This window comes from Alloyangia pacifica (assembly GCF_020524285.1).
Lineage (GTDB): Bacteria > Pseudomonadota > Alphaproteobacteria > Rhodobacterales > Rhodobacteraceae > Salipiger > Salipiger pacificus_B.
Genome location: NZ_JAIVKX010000008.1, coordinates 1 through 17,777, shown reverse-complemented (window position 1 = coordinate 17,777; position 17,777 = coordinate 1). Strand labels below are relative to the sequence as shown.

The 17,777-nt window shown below is 67.6% G+C and carries 16 protein-coding genes; 5 read left to right on the top strand and 11 right to left on the bottom strand.

The annotated features are described in order from the left end of the window. Positions 1–156 precede the first annotated feature (156 nt). The 3 genes from LC039_RS11735 to LC039_RS11725 form a co-directional block, all read right to left on the bottom strand. The gene (locus LC039_RS11735) at positions 157–1,161 is read right to left on the bottom strand and encodes a LacI family DNA-binding transcriptional regulator (RefSeq protein WP_226624374.1); all 1,005 of its coding nucleotides are present in this window, start codon (positions 1,159–1,161) and stop codon (positions 157–159) included. 330 nt (positions 1,162–1,491) lie between these two features. Beyond that, entirely contained in the window at positions 1,492–1,812 is a 321-nt protein-coding gene (locus LC039_RS11730) for an AzlD domain-containing protein (RefSeq protein WP_226624373.1), read from the bottom strand. Further along, positions 1,809–2,531 carry an AzlC family ABC transporter permease gene (locus LC039_RS11725; protein WP_226624911.1) on the bottom strand — a complete coding sequence of 241 codons (723 nt, stop codon included), beginning with the start codon at positions 2,529–2,531 and terminating at the stop codon, positions 1,809–1,811. The genes LC039_RS11730 and LC039_RS11725 overlap by 4 nt, the downstream gene beginning before the upstream one ends. 222 nt (positions 2,532–2,753) lie before the next feature. On the opposite strand from LC039_RS11725, the gene LC039_RS11720 reads away from it, so the two are divergent. The 3 genes from LC039_RS11720 (at position 2,754) to LC039_RS11710 (ending at position 6,445) form a co-directional block, all read left to right on the top strand. Next, positions 2,754–4,535 carry an IlvD/Edd family dehydratase gene (locus LC039_RS11720; protein ID WP_226624371.1) on the top strand — a complete coding sequence of 594 codons (1,782 nt, stop codon included), beginning with the start codon at positions 2,754–2,756 and terminating at the stop codon, positions 4,533–4,535. Between the two features lie 61 nt (positions 4,536–4,596). Beyond that, positions 4,597–5,331: an SDR family oxidoreductase gene (locus LC039_RS11715; RefSeq protein WP_226624369.1), complete on the top strand. Its 735-nt coding sequence runs from the start codon at positions 4,597–4,599 to the stop codon at positions 5,329–5,331. A gap of 112 nt (positions 5,332–5,443) precedes the next feature. Continuing rightward, positions 5,444–6,445 (top strand): SDR family NAD(P)-dependent oxidoreductase, encoded by a 1,002-nt coding sequence (locus LC039_RS11710; RefSeq protein ID WP_226624367.1) that lies wholly within the window; start codon positions 5,444–5,446, stop codon positions 6,443–6,445. Between the two features lie 93 nt (positions 6,446–6,538). Here LC039_RS11710 and mmsB read toward each other — a convergent pair whose 3' ends face one another. The 4 genes from mmsB to LC039_RS11690 all read right to left on the bottom strand — a co-directional run bounded on the left by mmsB (position 6,539) and on the right by LC039_RS11690 (position 10,749). Then, positions 6,539–7,411, bottom strand: a complete 873-nt coding sequence (gene mmsB, locus LC039_RS11705; protein WP_226624365.1) for a 3-hydroxyisobutyrate dehydrogenase — start codon at positions 7,409–7,411, stop codon at positions 6,539–6,541. A 43-nt stretch (positions 7,412–7,454) separates the two neighbouring features. Beyond that, positions 7,455–8,486, bottom strand: coding sequence for an enoyl-CoA hydratase/isomerase family protein (locus tag LC039_RS11700; RefSeq protein ID WP_226624363.1), 1,032 nt, complete (start codon positions 8,484–8,486; stop codon positions 7,455–7,457). After that, on the bottom strand, positions 8,483–9,625 hold the full coding sequence (locus LC039_RS11695) for an acyl-CoA dehydrogenase family protein (protein WP_226624361.1): 1,143 nt from the start codon (positions 9,623–9,625) through the stop codon (positions 8,483–8,485). The genes LC039_RS11700 and LC039_RS11695 overlap by 4 nt, the downstream gene beginning before the upstream one ends. Positions 9,626–9,840: 215 nt before the next feature. After that, entirely contained in the window at positions 9,841–10,749 is a 909-nt protein-coding gene (locus tag LC039_RS11690) for a DMT family transporter (RefSeq protein WP_226624359.1), read from the bottom strand. Here LC039_RS11690 and LC039_RS11685 point away from each other — a divergent pair. Continuing rightward, positions 10,748–10,903, top strand: coding sequence for a hypothetical protein (locus tag LC039_RS11685; protein ID WP_226624358.1), 156 nt, complete (start codon positions 10,748–10,750; stop codon positions 10,901–10,903). The two genes, LC039_RS11690 and LC039_RS11685, sit on opposite strands and share 2 nt — an antisense overlap. Positions 10,904–11,011: 108 nt before the next feature. Here LC039_RS11685 and LC039_RS11680 read toward each other — a convergent pair whose 3' ends face one another. The 4 genes from LC039_RS11680 to LC039_RS11665 form a co-directional block, all read right to left on the bottom strand. Next, the gene (locus LC039_RS11680; protein ID WP_226624357.1) at positions 11,012–12,502 is read right to left on the bottom strand and encodes a UxaA family hydrolase; all 1,491 of its coding nucleotides are present in this window, start codon (positions 12,500–12,502) and stop codon (positions 11,012–11,014) included. 159 nt (positions 12,503–12,661) lie between these two features. After that, positions 12,662–14,257, bottom strand: coding sequence for a TRAP transporter large permease (locus LC039_RS11675; protein WP_226624356.1), 1,596 nt, complete (start codon positions 14,255–14,257; stop codon positions 12,662–12,664). 5 nt (positions 14,258–14,262) lie between these two features. Next, positions 14,263–15,069, bottom strand: coding sequence for a TRAP transporter small permease subunit (locus tag LC039_RS11670; RefSeq protein ID WP_226624355.1), 807 nt, complete (start codon positions 15,067–15,069; stop codon positions 14,263–14,265). Positions 15,070–15,169: 100 nt separating this feature from the next. Further along, positions 15,170–16,189, bottom strand: coding sequence for a TRAP transporter substrate-binding protein (locus LC039_RS11665; protein ID WP_226624354.1), 1,020 nt, complete (start codon positions 16,187–16,189; stop codon positions 15,170–15,172). Positions 16,190–16,450: 261 nt separating this feature from the next. Between LC039_RS11665 and LC039_RS11660 the strand changes: the two genes are divergently transcribed. Next, entirely contained in the window at positions 16,451–17,134 is a 684-nt protein-coding gene (locus tag LC039_RS11660) for a GntR family transcriptional regulator (RefSeq protein WP_226624353.1), read from the top strand. Positions 17,135–17,777: the final 643 nt, after the last annotated feature.

Sequence of the window (17,777 nt, the reverse complement as noted above, 5' to 3'; positions counted from 1 at the left end):
GAGCCCGATGGACGACGCCGTCCCGGCGGGCTGGCGCTTTGAAGTCGAGGTGCAGTGGAACAAGGTCGCCCGGACTTGGCTGCGATAAAGCGCGGACCTCGAAGGTCGCAGCGCCACCCCTCGGGCAGGCGCCCGCCCGGCTTGCGTTCCGCGTGCTTAGCTCGTTGCGCGGCGCACCACGGTGAAGCCCAGGTTCTCGCGTAGGCCCTTGGGCAACTCGCCCGCGAGGATCAGTTCGGCGGCGCGGCGTCCGATCGCCAGGCCGTCGATATGCACCGTGGTCAGCGCCAGCGCGGCGGGGCTCGCCATGTCAAAATCCCCGAAGCCCGAGATCGCCAGCTGTCCCGGCACGTCCAGCCCGCGCCGCCAGGCCTCGCAGAGCGCGCCGCTGGCCAGCATGTCGCTGACGCAGACCACGGCCTCGGTGTCGGGCCAGCGCTGCAGGATCACGCCGAGCCCCTGCGCGCCAAGGTCGGGCCCCGCGACGCCGGGCCGGGGCGTGACGGCGACGATGCGCTCCTCCGCCAGCTGCCCGCAGAGATCCACATAGCCCTGCCGCCGCAGCTGCGCGCGGGTGTCATGTTCGCGGTTGAGCCCGAGGAAGGCGACGCGCCGCCGCCCGGTCTCGATCATGTGGCGGGTGATCGCCGCGCCCGCCTCGCGGTTGAAGAATCCCACCGCCGCATGCACCGGCGGATTGGGCAGGCCCCAAAGCTCCAGCACCGGGATGCCCGCACGCTCTAGCAGCGCGTGGGCGGCGGGCGTGTGGCGGTCCGAGGTCAGCACCAGCGCCTCGGGGCGGCGTCCGAGCATGGTCGAGATCAGGCTGGCCTCGGTCTCGGGGTCATATTGCGTGGTGGCCAGCATCAGCTGCAGGCCACCCGCGCCCAGCCCCTCGGTGAGACCGCGGATGGTGGCGGCAAAGACCGGCTCTTCCAGCGTCGAGACCAGCGCGCCCACCACCCGCGAGCGCTGCGAGCTGAGCGCCCCCGCGGTCTCGTCGAGCACGTAGCCGAGCTCGTCGACCGCCGCCTGCACCTTGCGCAGCGTCGCTGGGCTGACCTTGGAGGGGGTGCGCAGGGCGCGGCTCACGGTGATCTTGCCGACCCCGGCGCGGGCGGCCACGTCGCCCATCGTCACCCATTTCCTGCCGTCTGCCATGATCCGCCTGCCTGCCCCTGTTGACGCGCTCTCATACCCGGTGGTATCGGTACCATGAAGTCGCGAAGCCGTATCGGAGAATCGCAGTTTCGTGAGCGTGCCCGCAGGGTCGCTCGGGAAATGGGCAGAGATCCCCGGCGCGCGCCGCCATCTGGGTCATCGCAGATCAGAATTTGGCACAACATCATATTGCCGGGGCGCGTTTCGTCTCCGCCCGGCAAACCGCGAAGCCCGCCGCCCTCGCAGCCGGTGGCGCTTCGCAGAGGGTCGGTCTCGGAGGAGGGGGCCGGCCCTCTCTCTTTTCCGCCCCGGTTTTCGCTCGGCCTCGGCTCAGAACAGCGCCTGCGTCAGGTAGAGCGTGCCCATCCCCGCCACCAGCGCGCCGGTGACCGACAGGCGCAGCGCCACGAGGAAGGTGACCAGCGCGGCGATGATCCGCGCAGGCTCGGTCTCGCCGCCGGTCGCCTGCGGCCAGAGCACCAGCGGTGTCACCATGGCGGGCAGAACCCCGACGCCGACGTATTTGAGGTGCAGCACGAACCAGTCCGGCAGCTTCCGGCGTCCGAAGAAGCCGAGGAAAGAAAAGCGGATCAGGAAGGTGCCGATGCCCAGCAGGAGGGTCAGCGTCCAGAAGGTCGCGTCGTCGATCATGCCCGTCCTCCCGAGGCGCGGCGCGCGGCGCGGCGGCGCAGCGCCAGCTCGGTCTGCGCGCCGACCAGCATTGCCACCAGCGCCGCCGCGATCAGCCCGAGCCCGGCGGGAAAGCCCGCGAAGAGAATCGCGCAGACCACGGAGACCGCGGCGGCCAGCATGTGCGGCAGCGTGCGCAACAGCGGCGCGGTGATCGCGATGAAGCAGACCGGGGCGGCGAAATCGAGCTGCAGCGAGGCCGGGATCGCCGTGCCGATCAGCGCGCCGAGCAGCGTGCAGCCGTACCAGAAGGGGCAGATGAGGGCCATCACGCCGAAGTAGTAGGCGACCTTCTCCTCGCGGCTCATGCCGGGCTTTTCCTCGTAGGTCTTCACCGCCACGGCATAGGCCTGGTCGACCATGAGATAGGCCATCAGCGCGCGTACCCCGAGCCGCGCATGACCCACATGCGGCACCAGTGCCGCCGAGTAGAGCGCCATGCGCAGGTTCACCGCCAGCGCGGCGGTGAGCGCGATGTAAACCGGCGCGTGCTCCTGCAGCAGCGCCAGCGCGGTGAACTGCGAGGCCCCGGCAATGACGAGGACCGACATGGTCATGACCTGCAGGATGTCGAGCCCGGCATCGCGGGCGACGACTCCGAAGAGCAGCGAGAAGGGAATGACCACGGCGACGAAGGGCGTGCAGTCGCGGTAGCCCTGCCAGAAGGCGGCGCGGGTCATGCGGGCGACCTTGCGGATCTCGTGAGAGCTCTGGTCAGTGTATTGTAAAACAACGGAAATACTCCGATGCGCCACGGCCTGGCACGCATTGGCAATCGCTCCTCCCATGATTGCTCTTGCATTTGGTATACCAAATTGGGAAGCTGCTGCAAGAACGAGCGCGTCTCGCGACGCGTCTGGGAAAGGCGCGCGGGGAGGCGCGCAAAGGAGAGGAAGCGACCTGTGTCCGACACACGTGCCAACAAGCGATTCCGCTCGCAGGAGTGGTTCGACAACCCCAACAATCCCGGCATGACCGCGCTCTATGTCGAGCGCTATCAGAACCAGGAATACACCCGCGACGAGCTGCAGGCGGAGAAGCCGATCATCGGCATCGCCAACAGCGGTTCGGACATCGCGCCGTGCAACAAGATCCACGTCTTCCTGATGGACCGGATCAAGGCGGGCATCCGCGAGGCGGGCGGGATTCCCATGGAATTCCCGGTGCACCCGATTCAGGAGACCGGCAAGCGGCCCACCGCGGCGCTCGACCGGAACCTCAGCTACCTCGGCCTCGTCGAGGTGCTGCACGGTTACCCGCTCGACGGCGTGGTGCTGACCACCGGCTGCGACAAGACCACCCCGGCCATGCTGATGGGCGCGGCGACGGTCGACATTCCGGCCATCGCGCTCAACGGCGGGCCGATGCTGGATGGCTGGTGGAAGGGCAAGCGCGCCGGCTCGGGCACCATCGTCTGGGAATCGCGCCGGCTGCTGTCGGAAGGCAAGATCGACTACGACGAGTTCATGTCGCGGGTCTGCTCCTCGGCGCCCTCGCTGGGGCACTGCAACACCATGGGCACCGCCTCGACGATGAACGCCATGGCCGAGGCGCTCGGCATGTCGCTCACCGGCAACTCGGCGATCCCCGCGCCGTTCCGCGAGCGCATGGCGATGGCCTATCAGACCGGCAAGCGCATCGTGGACATGGTCTACGAGGATTTGAAACCCTCGGACATCCTGACCCGCGAGGCCTTCGAGAACGCCATCGTGGTCAACGGCGCCATCGGCGGCTCGACCAACGCTCCGCCGCACCTGCAGGCGGTCGCCCGTCACGCCGGTGTCGAGCTGGACGTGAAGGACTGGGAGACCATCGGCTTCGACGTGCCGCTGCTGGTCAACATGCAGCCCGCCGGGGAATACCTCGGCGAGAGCTTCTTCCGCGCCGGCGGCGTGCCCGCGGTGATGGCCGAGCTGCAGAAGGCCGGGCGCATCCACGAGGGGGCGATGACCGCCACCGGGCAGACCATGGGGGCCAATCTCGCCGGGCTCGAAAGTCTCGATACCGACGTGATCAAGACCTACGACGCGCCAATGCGCAGCAATGCCGGCTTCAAGGTGCTCTCGGGCAACCTCTTCGACAGCGCCCTGATGAAGACCTCGGTGATCTCGGAGGACTTCCAGAAGCGCTTCCTGTCGGAGCCGGGCAAGGAGGGCATCCTCGAGGCCCGCGCCATCGTCTTCGAAGGCCCCGAGGACTACCACGACCGGATCAACGATCCCGACCTGAAGATCGACGAGCATTGCATCCTGTTCATCCGCAACGTCGGCTGCGTCGGCTACCCCGGCTCGGCCGAGGTGGTGAACATGCAGCCCCCCGATGCGCTGATCCGGCAGGGCATCAACCACATGCCGACCGTCGGCGACGGGCGCCAGTCCGGCACCTCGGAAAGCCCCTCGATCCTCAACGCCTCGCCCGAGGCGGTGGTCGGCGGCGGGCTGGCCTTCCTGCAGACCGGCGACATGGTGCGGCTCGATCTCAATGCCAGCACGATGAACGCGCTGGTCGAGGACGCCGAATGGCAGAAGCGCAAGGCCGACTGGACCCCGCCGGAGATCGTCAACCAGACCCCCTGGCAGGAGATCTACCGCAAGAACGTGGGCCAGCTTTCCGACGGCGGCTGCCTCGAGCTGGCGACGGCCTACCAGAAGGTCGCCCGCACATTGCCGCGCGACAACCACTGACACGAACCTGTTCCGGCGCGGGCGAGACCAACGCCCGCGCCGTACTCTTGGGAGGAGTTTCATGCAGAGCATCATCATCACCGGTGCGGGCAGCGGCATCGGCCGGCTGACCGCGAAGGCGTTCCTGGACGCGGGCTGGAAGGTCGGCCTCGTCGGTCGCCGCGAGGCGCCGCTGGAAGAGACCGCGGACGGGAATCCGAACGCGCTGGTCCTGCCGTTCGACGTGGCGGACCCCGAGGCGGTGGAGGCCGGTTTCGACAAGGCGATGGCCGAGTGGGGCCGCATCGACGCGCTGTTCAACAACGCTGGCGTCAACGTGCCGGGCGCGATGATCGACGAGATCCCGGCCGAGGACTGGCTGAAGCTGTCGTCGATCAATATCTCCGGCATGTTTCTCTGCGCCCGCGCCGCCTTTGGCCGGATGCGCCGGCAGGACCCGCAGGGTGGCCGGATCATCAACAACGGCTCGGTCTCGGCGCATGTGCCGCGCTGGGGTTCGGCGCCCTACACGACCTCGAAACATGCGGTGACGGGCCTCACCCGCTCGCTGTCGCTGGATGGGCGGGCGTTCAACATCGCCTGCGGCCAGATCGACATCGGCAACGCGCTCACCGACATGGCGCAGAAGATGACCCAGGGCGTGCCGCAGGCCGACGGCTCGATCGCCGTGGAGCCGGTGATGGACGCCAAGCACGTGGCCAGCACCGTGATGCATATGGCGACGCTGCCGCTGGAGGCGAACGTGCAGTTCGTCACCGTCATGGCGCCGGGGATGCCCTATATCGGGCGCGGCTGATCCCCAACGGCCCCGTTTCAAGCGCGGCTGACCGCCGCGAGCGGCCCCGGCGATTTACAATCGGCGGGGTCTGGCCTATCGGGGGCGCGACGACAGAATGAGGCGGCCCCTGATGCCCAAGACTCTCGTGACCGGCGCCGCCGGCTTCATCGGTTTCCATCTTTGCAAGCGCCTGCTCGCCGAGGGCCACGAGGTTGTCGGCCTCGATGCGATGACCGATTACTACGACACGGCGCTGAAGCGCGCACGGCTGGCGCTGCTCGAGGCTGAGGGTTTCAGCTTCGTCGAGGGGCGGGTGGAAACCGGCGGGCTGCTCATGGGGCTCTTCGAGACGCACCGCTTCGACTATGTCTACCACCTCGCAGCGCAGGCCGGGGTGCGGCACTCGATCGAGAAGCCGCGCGAGTATCTCGACAGCAATATTACCGGCACCTTCGAGCTGCTCGAGGCTGCGCGGGCCTACCCGCCGAAGCACATGCTGATCGCCTCGACCTCCTCGGCCTACGGTTCGAACACCGAGATGCCCTATCGCGAGACGATGAAGACGGACCACCAGATGTCCTTCTACGCCGCGACCAAGAAGGCGACCGAGAGCATGGCGCACAGCTACGCGCATCTCTACGACCTGCCGACCACCATGTTTCGCTTCTTCACGGTCTATGGCCCCTGGGGGCGTCCGGACATGGCGCTGTTCAAGTTCACCAAGGCGATCCTCGCGGGCGCGCCGATCGATGTCTACAACCACGGCGACATGATGCGCGACTTCACCTACGTGGACGATCTCGTCGCGGCGCTGTTCCGTCTCGCGCCGGTGGCCCCGCAACGCGGCGCGCCCGCCGGCCCCGAGGACAGCCTCTCGCCGGTCGCGCCCTGGCGCGTGGTGAACGTCGGCAATGGCAGCCCGGTGAAGCTCGGCGCCTTCATCGCGGCGATCGAGGAGGCGGCCGGACAGCCGGCCAAGCGCAACCTGCTGCCGATGCAGCCCGGTGACGTGCCGGCCACCTGGGCCGACACCACGCTGCTCGCCCGGCTCGCGGGAGAGTCGCAATACACGCCGGTCACCGAGGGCGTGCGGCGCTTCGTCGAGTGGTACCGCGAGTACTACGGCGCCTGAGGGGGCCGAGAGGCCCGGCGCTTCGTCTCTTTGAATAGTTGCGGGTGAGCCCGGAAGGGCGGGGGCCGAGCCCCCTGCCGCTCCGGAAGGGGATCAGCCGCGCCCGCGCGTCTCGAAGCGCGGCAGCATGGCCGAGAAATCCCGGCCGCGCCCGTCCTCATCCTCGACGAAGGTCCGGTAGAGCTCCAGCGCCTGTGCGCCCATCGGCGTGTCGGCGTCCGCTGCCGCGGCCGCCTGTTGCGACAGGCCGAGGTCCTTGAGCATCAGCTCGGCGGCGAAGCCCGGCTTGTAGCCGTTGTCGGCGGGCGATTGCGGTCCGACCCCGGGCGCCGGGCAATAGGCGTTCATCGACCAGCTGTAGCCCGAAGAGGTCGAGACCACGTCGAACATCGCCTCGCGCGACAGGCCCAGCTTGTCGGCCAGCGCGAAGGCCTCGCAGGTGGCGATCATCGTCACGCCCAGGATCATGTTGTTGCATATCTTGGCCGCCTGGCCGTTGCCCGAGGGGCCGCAATGCACCGCCTTCTGCCCCATGATGTCGAAGAGCGGTTTGGCGGTGGCAAAGGCCGCTTCCGAGCCGCCGACCATGAAGGTCAGAGTGCCCGCCGCCGCACCGCCGATGCCGCCCGAGACCGGCGCATCGAGCGCGCCGAGCCCGGCCGCCTGCGCCTGCTCGGCCACCGCGCGGGCGCTCTCTACGTCGACGGTTGAGCAATCGAGCAGCACCGCGCCCGGTGCCATCGCCGGGATGATCTCTTCCGCGACGCTGCGCAGGATCGCGCCGTTGGGCAACATGGTGATCACCACCTCGGCGCCCGTTGCCGCCTCTGCCGCCGTGCCCGCCTGCGCCGCGCCTTCCACGGTGACGCCCGCCACGTCGAAGCCGGTCACCTCGTGGCCCGCCGCGATCAGGTTCGCCGCCATGGGCGCGCCCATGTTGCCCAGCCCGATGAAGCCGATTTTCATGTCTCTCTCCTCCCCAAAAACGCCGGTGCCCGATGCGCAAGGCTCAGAGCGCCAGCTCGTCCTCTCCCAGGGGCGCCAGCAGCGCCGTGACCCTCTCCGGGGGCACGCCGTCCAGCGGCAGGCTCCACTGGGGGTTGCGGTCCTTGTCGATGAGCTGCGCGCGCACGCCTTCGAGGAAGTCGCCCTGCTGCATGATGCGATGCGCGACGCGGTACTCCTGCGCCAGCGCCGCGCGGATGTCGTCCGGAGCCGGGCCGAGCCGCGCCAGCATCTCCAGCGTCGTCGCCATCGAGAGCGGCGAATTGCGCCGCACCTGCTTCAGCGCGGCCTGCGCGAGATCGCTCTCCGCTTGCGCAAGCGCGGCCTCGATCGCCACCAGGTCACCGGAGGCATAGAGCGCGTCGATCTCGCCCTGCGCCGCCGCCAGCGGGCCCGCGGGCGCAGGGCGCGCGGCTTCCTCGAGCGCCGAGGTCTCGCCGGTTTCCATCAGCCGTTCCTTGACCAGAGACCAGCTTGCTTCGGGTACGAAGAGGTCGGCAAAGCCCGCGTGGATCGCGTCGCCGGGGCCCATGCGCGCGGCGGTCAGCGCCAGATGCGCGCCGAGCCTTCCCGGCGCCTGCGCCAGCAGGTAGGAGCCGCCCACGTCCGGCACGAAGCCAATGCCGCATTCGGGCATCGCCACCTGCGCGCTCTCGCCCACCACCCGGTGCGAGCAATGCCCGCCCAGCCCGACGCCGCCGCCCATGATGAAGCCATGCATGAAGGCGACGATGGGCTTGGGGTAGGCGGCGAGCTTGGCATTCATCCGGTACTCGTCGGCCCAGAAGCGGCGACCGAAGTCCACGTCGCCGTCCAGCCCGCGCCGGTACATCTCGGCGATGTCGCCCCCGGCGCAGAAGGCGCGCTCGCCCTCGGCGTCGAGGATCACCAGCGCCACGTCCGGATCCGCGGCCCAGGCATCCAGCGCCCTTTCGGCCTCGAGGCACATCTCCCAGCTCAGCGCGTTCAGCGCCTTGGGGCGGGTGAGGGTGATATGGCCGGCGCGGCCGGACTTGCGGGTCAGGATCTCGGTCATCGGCTTCCGATCAGGCTGCGCGCGGTGATCATGCGCATGATTTCATTGGTCCCCTCGAGGATCTGGTGCACCCGGAGGTCCCGCACCAGCTTCTCGATACCGTAGTCCGCGAGGTAGCCGTATCCACCGTGCAGCTGCAGGCACTGGTCGACCACCTTCGAGCCCGCCTCGGTGACGAACTTCTTGGCCATGGCGCAGAACGTCGAGGCATCGGGCGCGCCGGTGTCGAGCTTCCAGGCCGCCTGGCGCAGGAAGACCCGCGCCGCCTGCAGCTCGATTTCCATGTCGGCAAGGCGGAACTGCAGCGCCTGGAACTGGTCGATTCTGGTGCCGAAGGCGCGGCGCTCCGCCATGTAGTCGAGCGTGGCGTCGAGCGCCGTCTGCGCCGCGCCGAGCGAACAGGCGGAGATGTTGAGCCGCCCGCCGTCGAGCCCGGCCATGGCATAGCGAAAGCCCTTGCCCTCCTCGCCGAGCAGATTGCCGAGCGGCACCTCGCAGCCGTCGAGCTGCACCTGCCGCGTCGGCTGGCTCTTCCAGCCCATCTTGTCCTCGAGCCCGCCGAAGCTGAGACCCTCGGTGCCGGTCTCGACGAGGATCGCCGAGATGCCTTTCGGCCCGTCTTCGCCGGTGCGGCACATGACGAGATAGGCGTCGGAATAGCCGCCGCCCGAGATGAACGCCTTGGTGCCGGTGAGGCGGTAGCCGTCATTGCTCTTTTCCGCCTTCGTGCGCAGCGCCGCGGCGTCCGAGCCCGAACCCGGCTCGGTCAGGCAGTAGGAGAGCACCGTCTCCATGGTCAGCGCACCGGGCAGGACGCGGGCCTTCAGCTCTTCCGAGCCATAGGCGTCGATCATCTTGGCGCACATGTTGTGGATCGACAGGAAGGCCGCCACCGAGGGGCAGGCCATGCTGAGCGCCTCGAAGACCAGCGTGGCATCAAGTCGCGTCAGCCCCGAACCGCCGCTCTCCTCGGACACGTAGAGCCCGCCGAACCCCAGTTCCGCCAGCTTCGGCCAGAGATCGCGCGGGATCGTGCCCGCCGCTTCCCAGTCGCGGGCATGGGGCGCGATATGCTCCTGCCCGAAGGCCTTCGCCATATCGAAGATCGCCTGCTGCTCCTCGCTCGGTGCAAACTCCATGGGGCCTCCCTTTCCCGATGGCACCGGGGCCTCCCAACCCCGGAAATGAACACTTGTTCAGAACATGGCGGGAATCGCGGCGCGATGCAAGCCGTGCGCCGCCAGGGGCGCCGCGCAGCCTGCATGTGCTCAGATATCCCGGTGGTAAGCCCCACTGCCGCAAGGAGGAAATGTGCCTGCGCCTTCCGGTGGCGCAGGCGCGCGGGAGGCCGCGGTCAGAGCCGCGGCGGGATCTTCGAGTGGGGCACCCCGCGTTTGCGTTCGCGGTGCCAGATGTAGAGCCCTGCGCCGATGATGATCATCGCGCCGACCAGCGTCCAGGCCGTCGGCCAGGTGCCAAAGATCAGCAGCCCCGCCGCCGCCGCGCTCATCAGCTGCAGGTAGACCATGGGCGCGAGCACCGAGGCATCGGCGTAGCGGTGTGCCGCCGTCGCCATCATGTGCGCCACCGCCCCGAAGATCCCGATGACCGCAAGCATCACGCCGGTGCCCGCGCTTTCCGGGGCCTGCCAGTCCGGCAGCACGAAGGGCGCGAGCAGCAGCGTCGGCAGGGCGCCGCCCCAGACCTGCGAAGTGGCATTGCTTTCCTTGCCCGCGAGCTGGCGGGTCAGGATGAAATAGACCGCCGCGCAGCTCAGCGCGCCAACCGACAGCAGCATCGCCGGGTGGAACTCGGCGCCCCAGGGCTGCATCACCACCAGCACGCCGAGGAAGCCGACGCAGACCGCGCCGATGCGGTGCGGCCCGACCTTTTCGCCCAGCAAGGGGATCGCCAGCAGCGTCACCAGGATCGGCCCGGCGAACATGATGGTCGTGGTCACGGTGATCGGCAGGTAGGCGAGGGCGAGAAAGTTGAGCATGGTGCTGCCGAAGAGCCCCGCGGCGCGCAGGGTCTGCTTCCACGGGTGTTCGGTGCGGAACAGCGCGCGCCCCTCGCGCGGCAGGAAGGTCAGCAGCACCAGCACCAGATGCCCGGCATAGCGGCACCAGACCACTTGCAGCGCGGGCTGGCCGTGCTGCAGCAGCCATTTGGCCGAGGTGTCGATGCAGGTGAAGCCGATGACGGCCAGCGCCATCAGCATCAGGCCGAAACCGGTGCGGTCTTCGCGGGGAGCAATCACCATGGCTCAGCGCGCCCGCGCCGGAAAGAGGGACATAATCTGGGCCTTTCAGATGCTTGCAGAGGGGTCGATCATTTGCGGCACCATGAGCGCAGCGCTGCCGCAGCGCAAGGCAGTGCCCGCCGAATTGCATGCACAGCCGGGCCTGCGGGTTTGAACGCCCGGCGGCGCGGCACATGCATGGCGGCGGAGAGGGGGCCGAGCGAGCCCGGAAGGGCCGGGCCTACATCGCGTGCCTTCTCGCTTCGGATGGCGCGCCCGGGGGTCACATCACCGCGCCGACCTGCCAGGGGACGAACTCGTAGTCGCCCAGCCCCAGCGCCTCGGATTTGCTCTGCTCGCCCGAGGCCATGCGCAGCCACATCTGGTAGATCTCGCGGCCGACCTCCTCGACCGTCGCGCCCTCGGTGAGGATGCGCCCGGCGTTGACGTCCATGTCCTCGGTCTGGCGCTGGTAGAGCTCGTTGTTCGAGGCGACCTTCATCGACGGCGAAGGCTTGGCGCCGAAGGCGGAGCCGCGCCCGGTGGTGAAGCACACGAGGTTGCAGCCCGAGGCGATCTGGCCGGTGACCGAGGCCGGGTCGTAGCCGGGGCTGTCCATGAAGGTGAAGCCCTTGGCGGTGACCTGCTCGGCGTACTTGTAGACGCCGTTGAGCGGCGTGGTGCCGCCCTTGGCCGCCGCGCCGAGCGATTTCTCGAGGATGGTGGTCAGCCCGCCCTTCTTGTTGCCGGGCGAGGGGTTGTTGTCCATCGAGCCGCGGTTGCGCTCGGTGTAATCCTCCCACCAGTGGATCAGGTCGATGAGTTTGTTGCCGATCTCGGGCGTGGCGGCGCGGGCGGTGAGCAGGTGCTCGGCGCCGTAGATCTCGGGGGTCTCGGCTAGCACGCCGGTCCCGCCCTGGGCGACCAGCAGGTCGCAGGCGTAGCCGACGGCGGGGTTGGCGGTGATCCCGGACCAGGCATCCGACCCGCCGCATTGCAGGGCGACCATCAGCTCCGAGGCGGGGCATTCCGTGCGGGTGGCCTTGTTGACCTCGGGCAGCATCTTTTCGACCTGCGCGATGCCGTGCTCGACGGTCTTGCGCAGCCCGCCCTCGTCCTGGATGTTCATCTTTTGGAAGAGCGGGCCGGGCTCGAGCCCGTAGGCCTGGATCAGCCAGTCGATCTGCATCACCTCGCAGCCGAGACCTGCCATCAGCACGCCGCCGATATTGGGATTGCGCGCATAGCCCCAGAGCACCCGCTGCAGGAACTCGAAGCCGGTGCCGTCACCGCCCATGGCGCAGCCGGTGCCATGCACGAAGGCAACGACGCCGTCGACGTTCGGGTAGTCGGCGAGCTTCTCGGGGGTGAAGTGCTGGGCGATCATCCGCGCGGCGGTGGCCGAGCAGTTCACCGAGGTCAGGATCGCGAGGTAGTTGCGGGTGCCGACGCGGCCGGTCGAGCGGCGGTAGCCCATGAACGTGTCCTGGGTCTCGGCGGGGGGCACCGGGCGCAGGTTGGTGCCGAACTCGTAGTCGGCCTCGACGTTGCGGAACTCGAGGTTGTGGGTGTGAATATGCGCGCCCGCCGGGATGTCCTCGGCGGCGTAGCCGATGATCTGGGCGTATTTGCGCACCGGCGTGCCCTTGGCGATGTCGGTGACGGCCATCTTGTGGCCGCGCGGGATCAGCGTGGTCGCGCCCTCGTCGCCCACTTCCAGCGGGACGACTGCGGTGACGACGTTGTCATGTTCGGAGAGGCGGACGGTTTTCATCTTGGCGGAAGCTCCATGGAGCGGCTGGGGAGGTCTCCGGCTGAGGCGCGGCGCGCAGGGGCCAGCGGCGCTCGGGCGGGGATCGGTGGGGAAACTCTCTGCCCTCCGCGCGGGAGGGTCAAGCGAGGGGGCGGCGCGCGCCGCCCCCTCTGGATCGCGTTACAGGAACAGCGTGACGATCGGCGGCCAGGCCAGTAGCACCCCGAGGGCGAGGAGCTGCAGCCCGATGAAGGGCAGGAAGCCGCGGAAGATGTCGGTCAGCGAGATATGCGCCGGGGCGACGGACTTCAGGTAGAAGGCCGCGGGACCGAAGGGCGGCGAGAGGAAGCTCACCTGCATGTTCATGCAGAAGACCACGCCGAACCAGATGGCGACATAGTTGCTGTCGACATGACCGAGCCAGCCGATTTCCTCGGGCGGCAGGCGCAGCACGATCGGCAGGAACACCGGCATGATCAGCAGCACGATGCCGACCCAGTCCATGAACATCCCCATGATCAGGAAGATGAACATCATCACCAGGATGATCCCCATGGTGGGCAGGTCCGAGCCGACGATCATGTTGGCCACGTAGGTCGGGCCGCCCGCCAACGTGTAGGCCGCCGCGAGCGCTGCCGCGCCGATGGTCACCCAGATGATCGTGCCGGTGGACTTGAGCGTGCGCATGACCGCGTCCCAGACCACCTCGAAGCTCATCTCGCGGCGAATGAGGCCGATGACGAAGACCGCCACGACGCCCATGCCCGCGGCCTCGGTGATGCCGGTGATGCCGCCGTAGATCGAGCCCAGGACGACGCCGATCACCACGGTCGGGGCGATCAGGCCCTTGCCCATCTCCCAACCGACGGCGGTGCGCTCGCGGCCGACCACGAAGAAGACCACGATGGCGAAAATCACCAGCGCGCCGACCAGCCAGGGGATGTCCGAGACCATGCCGAGCGGAATCGGGTCCACGCCCTCGGTCACCACGTTGGCGCCGGTGACGGTGAAGAACAGCGCGCGCAGGGTGAGCGCCGCCACGATCCACATGCCGAAGCGCGACAGGAAGCCGAGGAACATGAGGGCCTTCTCGCCGCCCGCCGGGGCGTCCGGATCTGCCGGGGGCAGGGGGGCCTCGTCGGGGTTCATCCGGGTGCGGATGAAGATGTAGATCATGAAGAAGGACGCCAGCATGAAGCCCGGCAGGAAGGACGCGGTGAACAGCGCCTTGATCGAGGTCTCGGTGACCAGCCCGTAGAAGATCAGGACGATCGACGGCGGGATCATCGTGCCGAGCGAGCCGGAGGCGCAGATCGTGCCGATGGCGAGGTTCTGGTTGTAGCCGAGCCGCAGCATCTGCGGCAGGGCGATGAGGCCCAGCAGCACGACCTCGCCGCCGATGATGCCCGACATGGCGGCCATGATGACGGCCATGATCGAGGTCACGAAGGCGATGCCGCCACGGGTCCGCGACAGCCACACGTTGAGCGAGCTGTACATGTCCCGCGCGATGCCGGAGCGTTCCAATAGCGAGGCCATGAAGATGAACAATGGTACCGATATGAGTACGTAGTTCACCATCTGCCGGTAGACCGCCTGGCCAAGCACCGCGAAGGGCCCCATGCCAAAGCGCCCGAACAGCAGGTCGGGGCCGAATTTCATCACCAGGGTCGCGACGGCCAGGAAGGCGGAGGCGAAGCCCAGTGGCATCCCGATCGCCAGCAATGCGAACATCGCCAGCAGCAGGATCAGGCTGATTGTGCCGATATCCACCATGTAAGTCAGTCCTCCAGGGTGCGACGGATGTTCTCGATCTCGACTTCGTCGATCTCGTCCGCGGGCGAATGGTGTTCGGGGGCCTTGTTCCAGTCGGCGATGAGGTTGGACAGCGCCTGCAGGGCCACGAGGCCGATGATGATGATGAGCCCGATCTTGAGCGTCGCCGGCAGGGGCGGATCCCAGGCGGTGCCGAAGGTTTCCATCCGGCCGAGCTTCTGCATGGCCTCGTTGTAGCCACCCCAGAGCAGGCAGAAGAAGAAGGCCCAGATCAGCGAGACCGAGATGACGTCGGCCAGCTTCTGCATCCAGCGCGGCATCATGTCGTAGATGATGTAGATGCGGATGTGGCTGCGCTGCTGCATCGAGTAGAGCCCGGCCAGCAGGAACACGAAGGACGCGATCCACAGCGACAGCTCGTTGGCCCAGAGCGTGGGCTTCTCGAAGACGTAGCGGGCGACGACCTCGTAGAACATCACCAGCACGACGGCGATGATGCCGATCATCGACAGGCGCGAGAGCACCAGCGACAGGATGTCGAGCGGGCCGGTGGGTTCGATTTCGATCGAGCCGCGGCGGTCGGACAGGTAGACCGAGCCGAAGACCAGCGCGGCAAGCAGCGACCAGAGCATCACCGACACAACCGGTCGGCCCTCGGGTCGGAGCATTTCGTACATGCCGATCGGCTCGGCGGAGATGAACTGGCTTAGGATCAGCCAGGCAAAGACGGCCAGCGCCAGCCCGGAGCTGATCAGGGCAAGCAGCCGGACCGGTCCGCGCAGCGCGCCCAGCCAGAGGCTTTCATGGGACATGGGTTAACCCTTTCGGAGGAGTCACAGGGTTCTTGAGAAAGGAGCGGCGGACCCGGGGGCGGGCCCGCCGCATGGCCTTTTCAGGTCAGCTGCGCGTGCCTTACTCTGTCGAGATCAGGCCGAGCTGGCCGAGGTACGCCTTGTGGCTCTCGACGAGGGCCTTGGCTTCCGGCGACTTCTCGGCCCAGACATCCCAGGCGGCCTGGGCGGCGGAGCGGAAGGCGGCACGGTCCTCGACGGACCAGTCATGCAGCGTGACGCCGGCCTCGGTCAGGCGGGCGGCCGCCTCGTTGTTGGCCTTCTCGAAGTAGAGAGCCGAGCGCAGCGCCAGCTTTTCCATGGCGGTCTCGATGATGCGCTTGTTCTGGTCCGACAGGCCGTCCCAGACCATCTTGTTGCACGCCAGGTGGTCCGACGGCATCGAGTGGAAGCCGGGGTAGGTGGCGTGCTTGGCCAGGTCGAACAGGCCGATGGATTCGTCGTTGGCGAGGCCCGAGTAGTCGGTGCCCTCGATGATGCCGGTTTCCATCGCGGTGAAGACCTCGGTGAAGTCCATCACGATCGGCGAGGCGCCGAGGTTTGCGAAGATCTCGGTCTCCATGCCCGGGGGCGAGCGGAATTTCCAATCCTTCAGGTCGTCGGGGCCGGCGATCGGGGTCGAGGAGACCAGCGATTCCTGGCCGTAGACCCACCAGCCGATGAGCTGCATGCCGAACTCGTTGTAGAGCTCCTGCGCCTGCTCGAGCCCGCCGCCGTAATAGAGCCACGACAGCTGCTGGTAGGGGGTGTCGTAGCCGCCCATGATGTCGCCGACGAACTGGAAGCCGGCGTTCTTGCCGGTCTGGTAAGCACCGCCGGTCATGTCGCAGTCGAGAATGCCATTGGCCGCCGCGTCGAAGGTCTCGACGGTGGCCACCACGGAGGAGGCGTAGAACATCTCGATGTCGATGGCGCCGCCGGACATCGTCTCCACGTCCTCGACGAACTCCGCCGCGAGTTTGCCCGAGGTCTGCTCGGGGTTGTAATGCGTCTGGATGCGCAGGGTCACGTCCTGAGCCAGCGCCGGGCCAGCAAGGACCGTGGCCGCGGTTGCAGCCTTCAGCAGGGTCTTAATTTTCATGTCTTCCTCCCAGAAGTTTGGGGTTTTCCCCCGGTTGCGGCGCTCCCTCACAGCGCCGGATGGTATACCATCTGGAATCGAGGCTACCTCAGGGTGGGGTCGACAATCAACAATTTTTGGTATACCAAATCAGAAATCGGCGGTCTCCTTCCCCTCAGGGGGGACCTCGGTCTATACGCCGGACCGCTCCGCGCCGCGGAGCACTAGAGATGCGCCGCGGCGGGCAAGCCCGCCGATGCGGCCGAGACTGAGAGGCCAGACATGTCCGAAAGCCCTGCCGAGAGCACCTTGGCCGAGCAGATCGCCGCGCAGCTGCGCCGCGATATCCTGCGTGGCAAGCTGCCGCCGGACACCGCGATCAAGGAGCGCGACAATGCCGCCGATCTGGGGGTGAGCCGCACGCCGATGCGCGAGGCGATCCGCATCCTCGCGCAGGAAGGGCTGGTTGTGCTGCGCCCGTCGCGCAGCCCGATCGTCGCGCGGCCCACCGTCAAGGAGGTGCACGACCAGGTCGTGGTGCTGCTGGCGCTGGAAAAGCTCTCGGCGCAGATTGCCTGCGAACGGGCCACCGAGGAGGACCTGTCGCGCCTCGCCGAGCTCAACGAGAAGATCGCCGAGGCCTATGACCACGTCGATGCGCTCGATCTCTTCGAGATGGACATGGCCTTTCACCGGCTGATCGCCGAGTCCGCCCACAATGCGGCCCTGGCCGAGACCCACCACGCCTATCTCGCCCGGCTGTGGCGGGCGCGGTTCCTCTCGGCCACCATGCGCCGCAACCGCGAACGGGTGGTCTCGCACCACGGTGCGATCATGGAGGCCCTGCGTGCCCGCGATCCGAAAGCGGTCGACGCGGCGCTCGACCAGCACCTGGCCAACCTCGCCGAGGACATCTCCGCGGCCATCGAGGCGGAAAACGCCGAGGCCGAGAGGGCAGGGGGGTAGGCCGGAAAGCTCCGAATGTGTCAGGGCGGTCGTGCAAGCGGCCGCCCTTTTTCGATCCGGGTTCGATCCGGGGGCGCAGCAGCCCCGCAGGCCGGACCATGCGCCTCTGCTGCTCATGTTGGATGGCTCTCCGAGTCTGCTGCGACTCGTCCGTTTCGGCCCGTGACTCGGGTGTCTGCCGGGCTCTGGGTGGATGGCTTTGTGGATAACCCTGTGGGCGCCGCAAGATGTGGGTTTTGGCCGCTCAAGTGGACCCTGCGGAAAGCCCGCCGATCTGCGGGGGTGCGCAGAAAATATGCTAATCAACCTATTGAAATTGCCCGCATTTCGAGGAAATTCCAAAAAACTTCGGCTTCCCCGGAAAAATCCGCTTGCAGGCCCCGGGGGGTATCCGTAAAAGGCCCCTCACCGGCGGCGCTGAGGCGCTGAGCGGGACGCCAGACGGGGCGGCGGCGAGCGGAAACGCGGGGCTGGCGCAGACGAGGCGGACAGGAATTCGAGAGACGGGCAGGCGGGCGCGCCGGAAGTTAGGGCGCACTGGTCTGGTTTTGTCTCTCACGCTCTTTGACATCGCAGATATCTGAAGAGATATGCGGGCGGCACTGGTTCATTTCGATGGATCAAGCCTAGCATATCAACGCTT

Excerpts from the sequence above, each read along its gene's own strand:
- LC039_RS11735 (WP_226624374.1), bottom strand. The coding sequence starts at position 1,161 with ATGGCAGACGGCAGGAAATGGGTGACGATGGGCGACGTGGCCGCCCGC.
- LC039_RS11730 (WP_226624373.1), bottom strand. The coding sequence starts at position 1,812 with ATGATCGACGACGCGACCTTCTGGACGCTGACCCTCCTGCTGGGCATC.
- LC039_RS11725 (WP_226624911.1), bottom strand. The coding sequence starts at position 2,531 with ATGACCCGCGCCGCCTTCTGGCAGGGCTACCGCGACTGCACGCCCTTC.
- LC039_RS11715 (WP_226624369.1), top strand. The coding sequence starts at position 4,597 with ATGCAGAGCATCATCATCACCGGTGCGGGCAGCGGCATCGGCCGGCTG.
- LC039_RS11710 (WP_226624367.1), top strand. The coding sequence starts at position 5,444 with ATGCCCAAGACTCTCGTGACCGGCGCCGCCGGCTTCATCGGTTTCCAT.
- mmsB (WP_226624365.1), bottom strand. The coding sequence starts at position 7,411 with ATGAAAATCGGCTTCATCGGGCTGGGCAACATGGGCGCGCCCATGGCG.
- LC039_RS11700 (WP_226624363.1), bottom strand. The coding sequence starts at position 8,486 with ATGACCGAGATCCTGACCCGCAAGTCCGGCCGCGCCGGCCATATCACC.
- LC039_RS11695 (WP_226624361.1), bottom strand. The coding sequence starts at position 9,625 with ATGGAGTTTGCACCGAGCGAGGAGCAGCAGGCGATCTTCGATATGGCG.
- LC039_RS11685 (WP_226624358.1), top strand. The coding sequence starts at position 10,748 with ATGGCTCAGCGCGCCCGCGCCGGAAAGAGGGACATAATCTGGGCCTTT.
- LC039_RS11690 (WP_226624359.1), bottom strand. The coding sequence starts at position 10,749 with ATGGTGATTGCTCCCCGCGAAGACCGCACCGGTTTCGGCCTGATGCTG.
- LC039_RS11680 (WP_226624357.1), bottom strand. The coding sequence starts at position 12,502 with ATGAAAACCGTCCGCCTCTCCGAACATGACAACGTCGTCACCGCAGTC.
- LC039_RS11675 (WP_226624356.1), bottom strand. The coding sequence starts at position 14,257 with ATGGTGGATATCGGCACAATCAGCCTGATCCTGCTGCTGGCGATGTTC.
- LC039_RS11670 (WP_226624355.1), bottom strand. The coding sequence starts at position 15,069 with ATGTCCCATGAAAGCCTCTGGCTGGGCGCGCTGCGCGGACCGGTCCGG.
- LC039_RS11665 (WP_226624354.1), bottom strand. The coding sequence starts at position 16,189 with ATGAAAATTAAGACCCTGCTGAAGGCTGCAACCGCGGCCACGGTCCTT.
- LC039_RS11660 (WP_226624353.1), top strand. The coding sequence starts at position 16,451 with ATGTCCGAAAGCCCTGCCGAGAGCACCTTGGCCGAGCAGATCGCCGCG.